Below are 14,325 nucleotides of genomic sequence, written 5' to 3'. Positions count from 1 at the left end.
GTCTCCGGCATCCCGCCTTCGCGTACTTCTCCCGCGCTGACCGCGTGCGCCCCTGCCGCGACGCTCAGGCGAGCAGCTGGTGCCGAGCCAGGTCGCGATAGAGCGGCGTCGATTCGATCAGCTCGGCGTGAGTGCCCTGACCGACCACTGCGCCGTCCTGCAGCACGACGATGAGATCGCTGTCGACGACGGTCGACAGTCGATGAGCGATCACGATGAGGGTGCGATCGGTCGAGACCGCGTCGATGGCCTCGCGCATGCGCTGCTCGTTCACGCCGTCGAGCGACGAGGTCGACTCGTCGAGCAGCAGGATCGGTGCGTCGGTGAGCAGCGCGCGGGCGATCGCGAGACGCTGGCGTTCTCCTCCTGAGAGCATCACGCCGTCTTCGCCGACGGGGGCATCGAGACGCAGCGGATCGCGATCGAGCACGTCGCCCAGGTTCACCGCGCGCAGCACCTGTTCGCAGGCCGCATCCGAGGCATCCGGCGAGGCGAGACGCAGGTTGTCGCCGAGCGTGCCGGCGAGGGTGGGGGCGTCCTGCTCGACGTAGCCGAACTGCGCGCGCAGCTCGTCGCGCGGGTAGGTGCGCGAGTCGTGGCCGTAGAGGCGGATCGAACCGCCCGTCGGGTCGTAGAAGCGCTCCACGAGCGAGAGGATCGTGCTCTTGCCGGCACCGCTGGGCCCGACGAGCGCGACGCGCGCACCTCGGGGCACCGCGAACGAGACGCCGCGCAGCACCTCGCGCTCCGCCACGGCGGCCGAGTCGTCGGTCGGTTCGAGGTGCGCGTCGGCCAGAAGCGTCTGCGCCTCCTTCGCGGCGGCGAGGCGAGCGGCGACCACGTTCTCGGGATAGCGGAAGCGCACGTCACGGAACTCGATCGCCGGAGCGAGGGGGTCTGCCGCATCACGGGGGACGGACGCGGCGATCTCGGCGTCGTGCTGGGTCTCCGTCGGCAGGTTCAGCACCTCCTGGATGCGGCCGAGGGCGCCGAGTGCCTGGTTCACCGAGGTGATCGCCCCGAAGGTGGTGGCGAGCGGCATCACGAGCATGAACAGGAACAGGATGAACGTGATCAGCGAGGCGATCGTGATCGTGCCGGCCGCGACCCGGAAGCCGCCGACGCCCAGCACCACCAGGAGCGACACCTGCAGTGCGACTCCGGCGATGGGGACCACGAGCGACGAGATCTTGGCGATCCGCACCCCGATGCCGTAGGCCTCCGAGGCGAGCGCCGACACGGTCTCGGTCTCGCGCTCGGTGGCTCCCGAGGCGCGCACGGTGCGGATCGAGCCGACGGCGCGCTCGACCCCGGAGGCGAGTTCGCCGACCTTCTCCTGCTGAGCGGTGGACGCGGTGCGGATGCGGCCGCTGAGCGCCGTGACGACGACGACCGAGGCTCCGATCACGACGACGATGAGCAGCAGCAGGACCGGGTCGATCACGAGCATGGCGATCAGCGCGCCGAGGAAGAGGATCGCGCTGCCGACGGCATCCGCCAGTCCCTGGGTGAGCACGGCGTAGAGCAGTGTCGTGTCGGTGCCCACGCGCGAGACGAGGTCTCCGGTCCGGCGGGCGTCGAACTCGCTGATGGGCAGGTGAAGGATGCGCGAGATCAGCTTGCGACGGCTCGAGTACACGACCGCGGTGCCGGTGCGCTGCAGCAGATAGTGCTGGTAGCCGGAGATGATCGACGACACGATCACGAGACCGACGAGGACCCACACCAGGATCCCGAGGCCCTGGTCGGACTGCACGGCTTCGATGAGCTGCCCGACCAGCAGCGGTTGCGCGAGCGAGGTGGCCGCCCCGAAGACGCTGAGCACAGCGACGACGATGAGCGTGCGCCTGTGCTCGAAGAGGAAGGGGAGGAGCTGGCGGAAAGTGGCGCGCGGGCCGTCGTAGTGCGCGCCGCGTCCGCGTCGGCGTGATGTCGCCGTGCTGGACATGCGGGACCTCGTTCTGAAAGGGGGTAGTTCGACCGTACTTCGTGTGCGGGCGGATCCTGTGGATGGGCTGTATGAGTGTCAGTGCCTGCCGAAACGGCGGTGCGCCGCCTGCTTCGAGACGCCGAGGGAGCTCGCGATCGCCTGCCAGGAATAGCCGAGATTGCGCGCCCGTCGCACCTGTGTCTCCTCGGCCCTGGCCAGCTCGCTGCGCAGAGCGGCGAGGCGGTGGAGCTCCGAGAGCGGCTCGCCCGCGTCATCCTGTGCGATGGCGGTCTTCATGGTCATGGGGAACCTCCTGCGTCAATACTTGTTGACGATCGACCCCTTGTCAACATGCATTGACGTTCATCTCCGTGCTCAGGATGCGAGACTGGGCCGATGCTGTCCGCATCGAAACCCGTGCCCGGCGACCGCGTCGCCGTCCTGTCGCCCGCCTTCGCCGCGCCCGCGGTCGCGCCCGAGCTCCACGAGCAGGCGCTCAGCCGACTCGAGCCGCTGACCGGACTGATCCCGGTCGAGTATCCGACCACGCGGCAGCTCGATGCGAGTCCTGAAGCCCGGGCCGCCGATGTGAACGCGGCCTTCGCCGACCCGAGCATCCGGGCGATCCTGGCGACGATCGGCGGGGACGACCAGATCCTGGTGGTGCCGCACCTCGACGCCGCGCTCGCCCAGGCCGACCCGAAGCCGTTCCTCGGCTACAGCGACAACACCAACATCCTCAACTGGCTGTGGAGCCTCGGGATCCGCGGCTACTACGGCGGATCCACGGCCGTGCATCTCGGTCCGGGGCCTGCTGTCGACGACGTGCATCTGCGGTCGCTGCGCGCGGCGCTGCTCGACGGCGGCACGGTCGAGATCACGGAGCCCGGAGAGTCGGAGGACGTGGGGAGGCGCTGGACGGACCCGCGCGCTCTCAGCGAATACGGCGATCGGGTCGCGACCGAGGACTGGACCTGGTCGGGTCCGGCTGTCCGCGTCGAAGGTCGCACCTGGGGCGGCTGCCTCGAGGTCGTCGATCAGCTCGCGCTGGCCGACAGGCTGCCCTCGGCGTACGACCTGCGCGGCGGGATCCTGCTGCTCGAGACCAGCGAGGAACGTCCGCCGGCGAGCTGGGTGGCGCGATGGCTGCGCGGGCTGGGTGAGCGCGGCATCCTCGATGTGGTCGCGGGAGTGGTCGTCGCGCGTCCGCCCGTGAGCGATTTCGAGTTCCTCCCCTCGCCCACCGAGGCCGACGCGCTGCGTGCCGCGCAACGGGATGCGGTGATCGAGACGGTCTCGCGGTACAACCCCGACGCGGTGGTCTGCGTCGGGGTGCCTTTCGGCCACACGCGGCCGCAGTGGATCGTCCCGTTCGGCGGGACGATGGTGCTCGACGGCTCGACGCGCACCGTCCATGCCGCCTACTGACCGCCGGACGACGAAGGGCGGCACCTCCCGAGGAGATGCCGCCCTTCGTGTGGACGAGCGCGTCAGAGTTCGACGGCGGCCGCGACTCCGAGATCCGATTCGTAGTCGTTGTCCTTGGTCTCCTTCGACAGCAGGAGCGCGATGAAGGTCAGCACGCCCATCGCCGACAGGTACAGTCCCACCAGCCACGGAGCGCCGTCGCCGAGCTCCCAGAGCCAGAGCGCGATGAGCGGAGCGACGGCTGCGCCGAGGATCGACGAGACGTTGTAGGAGATCGCGGATCCCGTGTAGCGGACGTTCGTCGGGAAGAGCTCGGGCAGCAGCGCTCCCATCGGACCGAACGTCGCGCCCATGAGCATGAACCCGAACACGAGGAACGCCTGCGCGAGGGCGCCCGTGAACTTCGGGTCCATCGCGGGGAGCAGGAACGCATTGAACGTGAAGCCGAACACGATGATGAGCCCGGTGACCCACAGCAGCAGCTTGCGACGCCCGATCGTGTCGGCGATGGGACCGGAGAGCAGGGTGAAGATGCCGAAGAACACGACGCCGACGATCTGCATGAGCACGAAGTCCGTGTAGGCGAACCCGAGTCCCGGATAGAACTGCGCGGCGAAGGCCGACGCGTCGAAGTCCTTGCCCGTCGCCTCGGCAGCGGCCTGAGCGGCGGCGGACGCCGTCTCGAGCGTGGCCGGCTTGGTGCCGTACGCGAGGGTGAAGTTGGTCATCAGGTAGAACAGCACGTACGTCGCCAGCATGATGAACGTGCCGAGGATCAGCTGCTTCCAGTGGTGGCGGAACACGGTCGCGAGGGGCAGCTTGCGGATCGCGCCCTTCTTCTCGGCCTTCTTGAAGGTGTCGGACTCGACGAGCTTCAGACGCACCCACAGGCCGATGATGACCATGACGGCCGAGAAGAGGAACGGGATGCGCCAGCCCCACGACAGGAAGGCCTCGGACTTCAGTGCGGGGTTGTCGACGTGGGGAAGCAGCCAGTTGATGCCGAGGAAGAGGAAGTTGGCGATGATGAAGCCGAGCGGCGCGCCCAGCTGCGGGAACGTGCCGTACCAGGCGCGCTTGCCGGCCGGAGCGTTCTCGGTGGCGACCAGCGCGGCACCCGACCACTCGCCGCCGAGGGCGAAGCCCTGAGCGAGGCGCAGGATCAGCAGCAGCAGTGCCGCCCACCAGCCGATCTGCTGGAACGTGGGAAGAAGGCCGATGATGAAGGTCGCGATGCCCATCGTGAGCAGCGAGGCGACGAGAGTCGCCTTGCGTCCGAACTTGTCGCCGAAGTGGCCGAAGACGACCGCGCCGATGGGGCGGGCGACCATGGCGGCGCCGAACACGGCGAACGATGACAGCAGCGACGTGGTGTCGTTGCCGGTGGGGAAGAACAGCACGGGGAACACGAGCACGGCCGCTGTCGCATAGGCGTAGAAGTCGTAGAACTCGATCGTGGTGCCGACCAGGCTCGCCGTGATGACACGCGAACGCGGGTTCGCGGGGGCGGTGGACGTACTCATACAGCTCCTTAGATCCATGGCCCGGTATACCAAGGCACCGAGAGATCCTACGCCTTCCTGAACGTTTGCTGGGTGCGTATGACATCCCGCTGGACCGCGTGCGTAGAGTCGGAGGCGGATGCCCGTGCCCACCCGAGACGGAGAACCGTGACGACGAGACTGCTGCTGATCGCCGATACGCATGTGCCCGCCCGTGCCAAGCGACTGCCCGACGCGGTGCTGCGAGCGGTCGCCGACGCCGACATCGTCGTGCACGCGGGGGACTGGATCGACCTCGCGACGCTGGATCTGATCGAGTCCCGGTCGCGGCTGCTCGTCGGCGTCCACGGGAACAACGACGGCCCCGCGCTGCGAGAGCGACTGCCCGAGATCGCACGGCTGACGGTCGAGGACGTCGAGGTCGCCGTGGTGCACGAGACCGGACCGAAGCAGCGGCGCGAGGAGCGGATGGATGCGGCGTTCCCGGGCGTCGACCTGCTCGTGTTCGGCCACTCCCACATCCCGTGGGACACCGTCGCCCCATCCGGGATGCGCCTGCTGAACCCGGGGTCGCCGACCGACCGCCGCAGGCAGCCCGTCTGCACGATGATGTCGGTGGCGATCGACGGCGCACGGGTCGACGCCACGCTGGTGCCGCTCGCATGACCACCGCACCTCGCGCGGGTAACGACATCGAGGTTCCCGCGGCGTACCGCGCCCCGATGCGATCGCGCGACGACGGGGTGCGCGAGGGGCTCGCGGTCGAGCGCGCGCTGCGGATCGGGGTCTGCGGAGTGGGAGGTCGCCTCGACCGCATCCCGGAGTCGCCGGCCGACGCGCTCGCCGCAGTCGATGCCGCCTTCGGTGAGCGGGCGGCGCGCAGGCTCGAGAGGTTCTCCTCGGTTTCCGAGGGGTCGTTCGTCTGGACGCGCGACGTCGACGGACTGCTGTGGCTCGGCCGGATCGCCGGGCCCTGGCGCTACGACGCGTCGGGCGAAGCCCGTGCAGTCGACCTCGTGCACGTGCGCGCGTGCGACTGGCTCGATCGTCCGGTGGAGCCGGCCGCGGTGCCGTCCGGCGTGCACGAGTCGTTCGCGCGGGGCGGTCGCAACTGGCAGAGCATCACCCGGGCCGACGCCGCGCACCTCACCGCGGCCGTCTGGAAGTCCCGCCGCAGCGGGTGACGGGCTCGATCAGTCGGTCGGGCGCAGGTCGCGGAGAATGGCGTCATACCGGCTGAGGAAAGCGCGCTCGTCGAGTCGCTTGCGTCGGAGCCACGACGTGACCTCGTCGTTGCGCTTGCTCGCGTTGCAGGACCCGCACGCGGGCACCACGTTCTCGACGGTGTAGCGACCGCCGCGGGAGATCGGCATCACGCAGTCGCGTTGGAGCGCGATGTCGCCCGCTCCGCAGTATGCACATCCGCCCCAGGCCTCCTGCAGCGAGGCCCACTGCTCGGCGGTGAGGTCGTTGTCCGCTCTGGCCACCCGGCCCCGGCGCCGCTTCGCATGACGGGCGCGCGCAGCGGGCGTGGGGGTGGAGAATCTTCGGCGCGGCACAGACACACGGTACTGGGCGGATGCCCGTGCCTGTGATCTATTCCTCGGTGTCGCCGAGAGCGAGCGCCGGCACGAAGTCGGCCGTGGGCGCGAGCAGCTGCTCCAACTCGAGCACGATGAGCCGGTTGTCTCCCGCTCGCGTCGCCGGGGCCGGCACGAAGAGGGTGCGCTGCGGCCCGTTGCGCCAGTACCGTCCGAGGAAGAACCCGTTGACGAACGCATAGCCCTTGCTCCAGGCAACGGTGTCGAGGAACAGGTCGGCGGCGGAGTCGAGCGCGAAGTCTGCGACCCACGCAGAGGGTGCGCTTCCCGGGCCGCTCGACGTGTTCCCGCCGCTGAAGCCGATCTCCGCCGCGATCCCTGCGACGTCCAGCGCCGTCGAGTGCCAGCCGGTCAGCGGCGTGCCGTCGAGGGCAGGAGCGCCGATCAGACCCTTCTGCTCGCCGAGTCGGTGGTCGTAGTTCACGCGGCCGCCCTCCTCGACGAGGACGCTGAGCGTCCGTCCCGCGGGAATCCGCAGGGAACGGTCGTGACGGGTGCGGGAGAGCGTGCCGACGGGCTGGCCGTCGACGCTCACCCAGGCGAGGTCGCGCACCTCGTCGAGCACGAGCTGACCGCCGCGCCCTTCGGGAAGCTCGACGTCGTACCGGATCAGAGCGCTCAGGTGCTCCAGCTCGTCGAATGTCCGCGGAACTGCGGATGCGGGCGTCGATGCCGCGGCATCCGTCCATGATCCCGCCGGCTTCAGCGGCACGGAGAAGACCGGTGCCGCGGTGGCCGCGGCGGGCAGCTCGTCGGGGACGGGCGCGTACTTCGCGATGACGTCGCGGAAGGCGAAGAACTTCGCGGTCGGGTTGCCGGCCTCGTCGAGAGGCGCGTCGTAGTCATATGACGTGACGATCGGCAGGTAGCGGCCCTTGTGGTTGGCACCGTTCGTGAGACCGAAGTTCGTGCCGCCGTGGAACATGTAGATGTTCACCGAGGCCCCCGCGGCCAGCAGCTCGTCGAGATCGGCGGCGGCGGTGTCCACGTCGGTCGTGTGATGCACGCCGCCCCACCAGTCGAACCAGCCGTCCCAGAACTCGGAGCACATCAGGGGGCCGGTGGGCTGGTGGGAGCGCAGGGTGGCGAGGCGCTCGGCGCTGCGCGATCCGAAGGATCCGGTCTTGTGCAGCTCGGGGAGGCTGCCGTCTGCCAGCATCCGATCGGTCGGCTGGTCGACCGTGGTGAGGGGCACGGTGATACCGGCTTCTCGGGTGAGGGCGACGAGCGCCTCGAGGTAGTCCTTGTCCGAGCCGTACGCGCCGTACTCGTTCTCGATCTGCACGAGCACGACCGAGCCGCCACGGTCGATCTGCCGGGGCGCGACGATGTCGTAGACCCGGCGGAGGTAGTCGCTGACATCGGCGAGGAACGTCGGCTCGGAGGAGCGCAGCTCGCGCTCGCCCGCGGTGAGCCAGTTCGGCAGCCCGCCGTTGTGCCACTCGGCGCAGATGTAGGGGCCGGGCCGCACGATCGCATCCATGCCCTCCGCCTGGATCAGGTCGAGGAACCGGCCCAGGTCGTTCCAGCCCGTGGCATCCCACTCGCCGCGCCGAGGCTCGTGAGCGTTCCATGCGACGTAGGTCTCGATCGTGTTGAGTCCCATCAGACGGGCCTTGCGGATGCGGTCCTGCCACTGGTCGGGGTGCACCCGGAAGTAGTGGATGGCACCGGAGATCACCTGGTGGGGGAGCCCGGCGCGGAGGAAGTCTGTCTCGCCGATGGAGAAGGAGGTCACGATGAGGTGCTTTCGATGGGGAGGGCCGGACGGAGAGCGAGTCCCCGTCCGGCCCGGACGTGCGATTACTTGTTGACGGCGAAGCCCTGCGAGTTGCCGTACTCGACCAGCGCGTCCTGCCAGGTCATGAGGCCCTCGTTCAGGTCGGTGCCGTTCTGGTACGACTGGCCCACGGTGTCTCCGAAGATGCTGTTGCCGTAGACCTGGTAGGGCAGGTAGCTCCAGCCCTCGACCACGTCGTCGGCCGCTGCGGCGAGGACCTCGTTGATCTTCTGGCCGCCGAAGTACTCGGGCGCGTCGGCGAGGAACTCCTCGCTCGACAGCTCGGCGGTCGTCGACGGGAATCCGCCGGACTCGAGGAACGTCGAGATGCTCTCCTCCGAGTTGTTCAGCCACCACAGGAATCCGGCGGCGAGTGCCGGGTTCTTGCTCTGCGTGGTCACGGCCTGGCCGCCGCCGCCGTTCTCCGCGGTCGCCGGGGTGCCGTCGTAGGTCGGCATCGGAGCGACGCGCCAGTCACCGGCACCGTCGGGGGCGCCCGTGATCAGGTTGCCCGGCATCCAGGCGCCGATCACGAGGGTCGCGAGGCTGCCGTCGCCGAGAGCGCGGAACCACTCGTCGCTCCAGCTGCCGTAGGGCGCGAGCAGGTCCTCCTCGACGAGGCGGTTCCAGTTCTCGGTCCACTTCTTCGATCCGTCGTCCTGCAGGTCGATCGTGACGTCGGTGCCCGACGTCTCGAACGGCTTGCCGCCGGCCTGCCAGATCATCGAGGTCGCGAAGCCGGCGTCGCCGGTGTCGTTCGTGATGTAGGCGTCGGGGTTCGCGGCGTGGATCGCCTTCGCCGCCTCGTAGTACTCGTCCCACGTGGTGGGTACGGTGACGCCGGCGGCGTCGAACACGGCCTTGTTGTAGAAGAGCGCCATGGGGCCGGAGTCCTGCGGGAGGCCGTAGATCGCGTCGCCGTCGGTGACGGAGTTCCAGGTCGAGGCGGTGTAGTCGTCCTCGAAGTCGGCGAAGCCGTACTGCGAGAGGTCGACGAAGGCATCCGTCAGCGCGAACTGCGGGAAGGCGTAGTACTCCATCTGCACGACGTCGGGGGCGCCGGAGCCCGCCTTGATGGCGTTCTGCAGCTTGGTGTACTCCTCGTTGTTGGTGCCCGCGTTGACCACGTTCACCTTGACGTTCGGGTACTCCTTCTCGAACGCCTCGACCTGAGCCTCGGCGGAGGGGGTCCACGACCAGTACGTGATCTCGCCGCCCTTCTCGAGAGCGGCCTCGACGGAGTCGAACGAGCCGTCGCCGGCAGCGCTGCCGCCGGAGCCGGAGTCGCCGGTGCTGCAGCCGGCCAGCGCCAGCGCTGCCACGGTTCCGGCCGCGAGCACCGTGAGGGTGCGCCGTGCGGCGGGTGAGGGAAGGTGCTTCATTGCTGTGTCCTTTCGGGGGTGCGGTCCAGCGTCGGACCGACAAGGGGCGGTGCGGAGGGTGCCGGAGGCTACTGCTTGACGCTTCCGGCGGTGAGACCTGACTGCCAGAACCTCTGCAGCAGCAGGAAGGCGATGACGATCGGGATGATGGTGAGGAGGGAGCCCATGATCACGAGGTTGTAGATCGGCTGAGATCCGGCGCCGATCGCCTGAGCGCTCCACTGGTTCAGGCCGACGGTGAGCGGGTACCAGGCCGGGTCGGAGAGCATGATCAGCGGCAGGAAGTAGTTGTTCCACGTCGCGACCACGGTGAACAGGGTCACCGTCACGATGCCCGGTGCGAGCAGTCGCATCGAGATCGTGAAGAAGGTGCGGAACTCTCCGGCGCCGTCGATGCGGGCCGCTTCCAGCAGCTCGGTCGGCACGGACTCCGACGCGAACACCCAGATCAGGTACAGACCGAACGGGCTGATCAGCGAGGGGATGATCACCGCCCACGGGGTGTTCGTGAGCCCGAGCTCGCTGAAGAGCAGGAAGGTCGGCACGGCGAGGGCGGTGCCCGGCACGGCGACCGCGCCGAGCACGACGGCGAACACCGCGCGGCGGCCGGGGAAGCGGTACTTCGCCAGGCCGTAGCCGGCCATGGTGGCGAGCAGCGTCGCGCCTCCGGCGCCGACCACGACGTAGAGCAGCGTGTTGCCGAGCCAGCGCAGGAAGATGCCGTCCTGATACGAGAAGGTCGCCACCAGGTTGTCGACGAATGCGAAGTCGTCGGAGAACCAGAGCCCGAACGAGCTGAACAGCCCGGACTGCGTCTTGGTCGAGCTGAACAGCAGCCAGACGAGCGGCACCAGTGTGTACAGGGCATACATCACCATCACGATCAGCAGGATCTTCGACTTGCGCGGATTCATCAGATCGTGGCGCTTCTGCGAGGGACGGGCGAGGGGGAGTGCCATGTCAGCGCACCTCCGACTTCGAGCCGCGCAGCTGCACGACGTAGGCGATCACTGCGGTGATGACGCCCATGATGATGGCGATCGTCGCGGCGTAGTTGAACTGCTGTCCGGCGAACGAGAGGTTGTACGCGTACATGTTGGGGGTGAAGTACGTCGTGATCACGTTCGGAGCCAGGGGCCGCAGGATGTTGGGTTCGTTGAAGAGCTGGAAGCTGCCGATGATCGAGAAGATCGTGGCGATCACGAGAGCACCGCGCACCGAGGGGATCTTGATCGAGAAGATCGTGCGCCAGGCACCCGCGCCGTCGAGCGACGCCGCCTCGTACATGTCGGTGGGGATGGTCTTCAGCGACGAGTAGAAGATCAGCATGTTGTAGCCGACGAACTGCCAGGTCACGATGTTGCCGATCGAGACCAGGATCCACTCCCGGGCGAAGGGCGTGATGAGGTCGCTGCCGAGGAAGTCGTTGAAGTTCGACGTCAGACCGAACTGGTCGCCGTAGATGTACCCCCACATGAGCACCGCGACGACCGCGGGCACCGCGTACGGCAGGAAGATCAGGATGCGGAAGAACGATGCGCCGCGCAGGCGTGCGCTGTCGAGGGCGAGCGCCGCGGCCAGCGCCAGGACGAGCATGATCGGCACCTGCACCACGAGGAACAGCACCACGCGGCCGAACGCCTCCCAGAACTGCGGGTCGGTGAGCGCGCGGACGTAGTTGTCGAACCCGACGAACGCCGTGCCGCCGATCAGCTTCTCCTGGAAGAAGCTGAGGTAGAGCGCGTAGGCGAGCGGGGTCAGGAAGACCAGGGCGAAGACGACCATGAACGGGCCGACGAAGGCCCATCCCTTCCAGTCGCGCTTCTCGCGCCGGCGGATGCCGTGGTCCGCCAGGGCTGCGGAATCTTGAGTCGTCATTGACGAGAACCTTCTTAGAGATCGGGCGCTCACGGCGCCGTGTGTCAACGTCAACATATTCGATGCACTGCTAGTGTGTCAACGTCAACACATGAATGGATGAGTGCTCGTGACCTCGGTACAGTCGGCAGAGCCGCCGCAGCGGCGGCGAGACCCCTCCATGGAGGACGTGGCCCGCGAGGCCGGCGTCTCCGGACAGACCGTGTCGCGCGTCGTGAACGCGCGCGGCTACGTCGGCGCCGCCACCAGGGAGCGCGTCGAAGACGCCATGCAGCGGCTCGGCTACCGGCCCAACAGCGCGGCTCGTGCGCTGCGATCCGGCCGATTCCGGGCGATCGGCGTCATCATGTTCTCCTTCAGCTCGTACGGCAACCAGCGCACACTCGATGCGATCGCGGTGCGCGCCTCGCAGATGGGATACGCCCTCACCCTCATCCCCGTCGAGTCGAGTGCCCGCGACACCGTCGCGGGAGCCTTCCGCCGCCTGGAGGAGCACGCCGTCGACGGGATCATCATCGTGATCGAGGCGCATCAGCTCGACGAGGCCGAGGTCGAGATCCCCGACGGTCTGCCCGTCGTGCTCGTCGACTCGAACCGTGGCACGACTCACCCGTTCGTCGACACGGATCAGGCTCAGGGTGCGCGCCTCGCGACCGAGCACCTGCTCGACCTCGGCCATGAGACCGTCTGGCACGTCGCAGGACCGGCGAAGTCCTATTCCGCAGAGCGTCGACGTGAATCCTGGCGCTCGACTCTCATGGAGCGCGGCATCGAGGCACCCGAGCCGCTGCAGGGCGACTGGTCAGCCGAATCCGGCTATCGCGCCGGGCTCCGCCTGCGTGACGACGACGGCGTCACCGCCGTGTTCGCGGCGAACGACCAGATGGCGATCGGCGTCGTGCGGGCATTCCGCGAGGCCGGTCGAGACATTCCCGGCGACGTCAGCGTGGTCGGGTTCGACGGCCTGCCGGATGCCGCCCAACTGTGGCCGCCGCTGACCACGGTGCAGCAGCATCCCGAGAAGGTCGGCGCTCTCGCGGTCGACGCCCTCCTCGCCGAGCTCGATGGGGAGAGCGCAGTCAGACGCCGCTCGTCGGCACCGAGCTCATCGTGCGCGAGAGCTCGGCCCCGCCGCGCGCCGCGCGCTGACTCCGGCATCCTCTCGCGCGCCCTCCCTCACTTCGGCGCGCCTCCTCGGCCCAGCTCGCCCCGCTCGGCCCAGCTTCCCACCTCGGCCCAGCTCCCCCTCTCCCCAGCTCCTCGACGATGGGGAGGGGATCCTCGATTCGGAGGGTGACACGACGCACATCGACCTCCCCTGTGCAGATCTCCTCCGAATCGACGCACGCGATGAGGACGCGGGGCTTCTGCACGGATGGCGGACGCGCGAGTCTTTCCCCGACTCGCGGCTCAGGGCAGTCATTCTCGAGGTGAGAGTGCGCCTTTCATCCACTCTGGAGAGGATGAAGAAACCGATGGTGGATGCCGCGCGAGGCGCCGCGCGGGTGCGCGATCTGCTCGTCACCGGCGTCTCACGGCATGCGATCGGCGTCGCCGTCGACCGTGGCGAGCTGATCCGAGTTCGCAAGGGCTGGGTCGCGGCGCGCGATGCCGACCCGCTGCTCATCGCGGCCGCGCGGGACGGCGTCATACTCACCTGCGTCACTCAGGCGACGAGAAGAGGGCTGTGGGATGTCGGCCTCGCCGATCCCCACGTCGCGGCACCACCGCACGCCGGACACATCGCCGTTTCAGGACATGTGCACTGGGAGAAACCGGCAGTGCCACGAGTCCCTGGAACCCTCGAGGATCCGATCGAGAACGTCCTCGCCATCGTGGCGCGGTGTCAGCCAAGGGACGCCGCTCTGTCGATCTGGAATTCCGCGTTGCATCGTGGACTCGTCGATCTCGACATGCTTCGACGTCTCCCGCTGACGGAATCCGGTCGCGCTCTGATCGACGAGGCGACGCCGTTCTCGGATTCCGGCCTCGAATCGGTCGTCGTGCCGCGGCTCCGGTGGCTCGACCTGCCCCTGCGGCGCCAGATCTGGATCGCCGGGCATCGCGTCGATCTCCTCATCGGGGAGTGCCTTGTGCTGCAGATCGATGGCGGCCACCACGTCGGGATGCAGCGAACTCGCGACATCGATCACGACGCGCGGGTGATGCTCCTGGGGTACCACGTCATCAGGGTGGGGTACGACCAGGTCATGAACCGGTGGGCCGAAGTGCAGGACGTGATCCTTCGGGCCGTCGCTCAGGGCCTCCACCGTCGTGGGTGAGCCGGCTCTCTCGGTCGCCGGTGTGGCGGCGATACGGAGGAGATCGTCGATTCGGAGGTTCGCAGGATTCGCACCGCCCTCCCGTGCGCAGATCTCCTCCCGATCGAGGGCGCCGGCGCGAGATCGATGCGTCCGAGGTCAGAATCCGCTGATCCGGCGGAAGGGAAGGAGAGTCAGCGCCAGATGGCGGCGATGCCCGCGTTGAGGGCGGTCAGGATGCCGACGAGCCAGAACATCGCGGGCGGCACGCTGCCGGACTTGCGCTGCTTCGACGTGCCGATGCCGAGGAGCGCACCGATCGCGAGCAGCACCACGAGCTTCGTGCCGATCTTGGCGTAGTTCATCTCGACGCCCTCCGGCAGACCCCACGGAGCGGCGAGGGCGAGACCCGCGATCGCTGCGATGGTCATGCCGATGCTCATCAGGCGCGTGAACTCGCGCTTGCCGCCGAACGCCTGCACCGCCCAGGCGCCGAACAGCACGGCGAAGCCGATGAGATGGACGAACAGAACGACGTGGCGCAGAGTCTCCATGCCCTCACG

Annotated in this window: 14 protein-coding genes; 5 read left to right on the top strand and 9 right to left on the bottom strand. The window is 68.4% G+C overall.

What is annotated here, in order from left to right:
- Nucleotides 1-64: 64 nt before the first annotated feature.
- Both ACZZZF_RS06420 and ACZZZF_RS06415 read right to left on the bottom strand, forming a co-directional pair.
- Complete coding sequence (locus tag ACZZZF_RS06420) at nucleotides 65-1,948, bottom strand: ABC transporter ATP-binding protein (RefSeq protein ID WP_056277840.1); 1,884 nt, start codon at nucleotides 1,946-1,948, stop codon at nucleotides 65-67.
- Nucleotides 1,949-2,026: 78 nt separating this feature from the next.
- Nucleotides 2,027-2,233 (bottom strand): hypothetical protein, encoded by a 207-nt coding sequence (locus ACZZZF_RS06415; RefSeq protein ID WP_053095473.1) that lies wholly within the window; start codon nucleotides 2,231-2,233, stop codon nucleotides 2,027-2,029.
- Between the two features lie 93 nt (nucleotides 2,234-2,326).
- Between ACZZZF_RS06415 and ACZZZF_RS06410 the strand changes: the two genes are divergently transcribed.
- Nucleotides 2,327-3,358 carry a S66 family peptidase gene (locus ACZZZF_RS06410; RefSeq protein WP_463497593.1) on the top strand — a complete coding sequence of 344 codons (1,032 nt, stop codon included), beginning with the start codon at nucleotides 2,327-2,329 and terminating at the stop codon, nucleotides 3,356-3,358.
- Nucleotides 3,359-3,420: 62 nt separating this feature from the next.
- Here ACZZZF_RS06410 and ACZZZF_RS06405 read toward each other — a convergent pair whose 3' ends face one another.
- Nucleotides 3,421-4,881 (bottom strand): MFS transporter, encoded by a 1,461-nt coding sequence (locus ACZZZF_RS06405; protein WP_463497590.1) that lies wholly within the window; start codon nucleotides 4,879-4,881, stop codon nucleotides 3,421-3,423.
- 147 nt (nucleotides 4,882-5,028) lie between these two features.
- Here ACZZZF_RS06405 and ACZZZF_RS06400 point away from each other — a divergent pair, with 147 nt between their 5' ends.
- Complete coding sequence (locus ACZZZF_RS06400; protein WP_463497588.1) at nucleotides 5,029-5,526, top strand: metallophosphoesterase family protein; 498 nt, start codon at nucleotides 5,029-5,031, stop codon at nucleotides 5,524-5,526.
- Nucleotides 5,523-6,044, top strand: a complete 522-nt coding sequence (locus tag ACZZZF_RS06395; RefSeq protein WP_072590948.1) for a GAF domain-containing protein — start codon at nucleotides 5,523-5,525, stop codon at nucleotides 6,042-6,044. The genes ACZZZF_RS06400 and ACZZZF_RS06395 overlap by 4 nt, the downstream gene beginning before the upstream one ends.
- A gap of 9 nt (nucleotides 6,045-6,053) precedes the next feature.
- Here ACZZZF_RS06395 and ACZZZF_RS06390 read toward each other — a convergent pair whose 3' ends face one another.
- From ACZZZF_RS06390 to ACZZZF_RS06370, 5 genes are all read right to left on the bottom strand, one after another.
- The gene (locus ACZZZF_RS06390) at nucleotides 6,054-6,419 is read right to left on the bottom strand and encodes an HNH endonuclease (protein ID WP_053099033.1); all 366 of its coding nucleotides are present in this window, start codon (nucleotides 6,417-6,419) and stop codon (nucleotides 6,054-6,056) included.
- A gap of 37 nt (nucleotides 6,420-6,456) precedes the next feature.
- Nucleotides 6,457-8,199 (bottom strand): glycoside hydrolase family 35 protein, encoded by a 1,743-nt coding sequence (locus ACZZZF_RS06385; RefSeq protein WP_463497586.1) that lies wholly within the window; start codon nucleotides 8,197-8,199, stop codon nucleotides 6,457-6,459.
- A gap of 65 nt (nucleotides 8,200-8,264) precedes the next feature.
- Nucleotides 8,265-9,623 (bottom strand): ABC transporter substrate-binding protein, encoded by a 1,359-nt coding sequence (locus ACZZZF_RS06380; protein ID WP_320491256.1) that lies wholly within the window; start codon nucleotides 9,621-9,623, stop codon nucleotides 8,265-8,267.
- A 68-nt stretch (nucleotides 9,624-9,691) separates the two neighbouring features.
- Nucleotides 9,692-10,537 (bottom strand): carbohydrate ABC transporter permease, encoded by an 846-nt coding sequence (locus ACZZZF_RS06375; protein ID WP_056277856.1) that lies wholly within the window; start codon nucleotides 10,535-10,537, stop codon nucleotides 9,692-9,694.
- Between the two features lie 46 nt (nucleotides 10,538-10,583).
- Nucleotides 10,584-11,501 carry a carbohydrate ABC transporter permease gene (locus ACZZZF_RS06370; RefSeq protein ID WP_056277859.1) on the bottom strand — a complete coding sequence of 306 codons (918 nt, stop codon included), beginning with the start codon at nucleotides 11,499-11,501 and terminating at the stop codon, nucleotides 10,584-10,586.
- 109 nt (nucleotides 11,502-11,610) lie between these two features.
- Between ACZZZF_RS06370 and ACZZZF_RS06365 the strand changes: the two genes are divergently transcribed.
- Nucleotides 11,611-12,798 carry a LacI family DNA-binding transcriptional regulator gene (locus ACZZZF_RS06365; RefSeq protein ID WP_463497584.1) on the top strand — a complete coding sequence of 396 codons (1,188 nt, stop codon included), beginning with the start codon at nucleotides 11,611-11,613 and terminating at the stop codon, nucleotides 12,796-12,798.
- A 166-nt stretch (nucleotides 12,799-12,964) separates the two neighbouring features.
- Complete coding sequence (locus ACZZZF_RS06360) at nucleotides 12,965-13,783, top strand: endonuclease domain-containing protein (RefSeq protein WP_463497581.1); 819 nt, start codon at nucleotides 12,965-12,967, stop codon at nucleotides 13,781-13,783.
- Nucleotides 13,784-13,956: 173 nt separating this feature from the next.
- Here ACZZZF_RS06360 and ACZZZF_RS06355 read toward each other — a convergent pair whose 3' ends face one another.
- Nucleotides 13,957-14,316 carry a Fe-S protein gene (locus tag ACZZZF_RS06355; protein ID WP_295101330.1) on the bottom strand — a complete coding sequence of 120 codons (360 nt, stop codon included), beginning with the start codon at nucleotides 14,314-14,316 and terminating at the stop codon, nucleotides 13,957-13,959.
- Nucleotides 14,317-14,325: the final 9 nt, after the last annotated feature.

The sequence above is a fragment of the Microbacterium sp. AC215 genome (genome assembly GCF_979258645.1).
The sequence above is the reverse complement of the archived record's forward strand: the minus strand, read 5'-3'. Positions and strand labels throughout refer to the sequence as shown.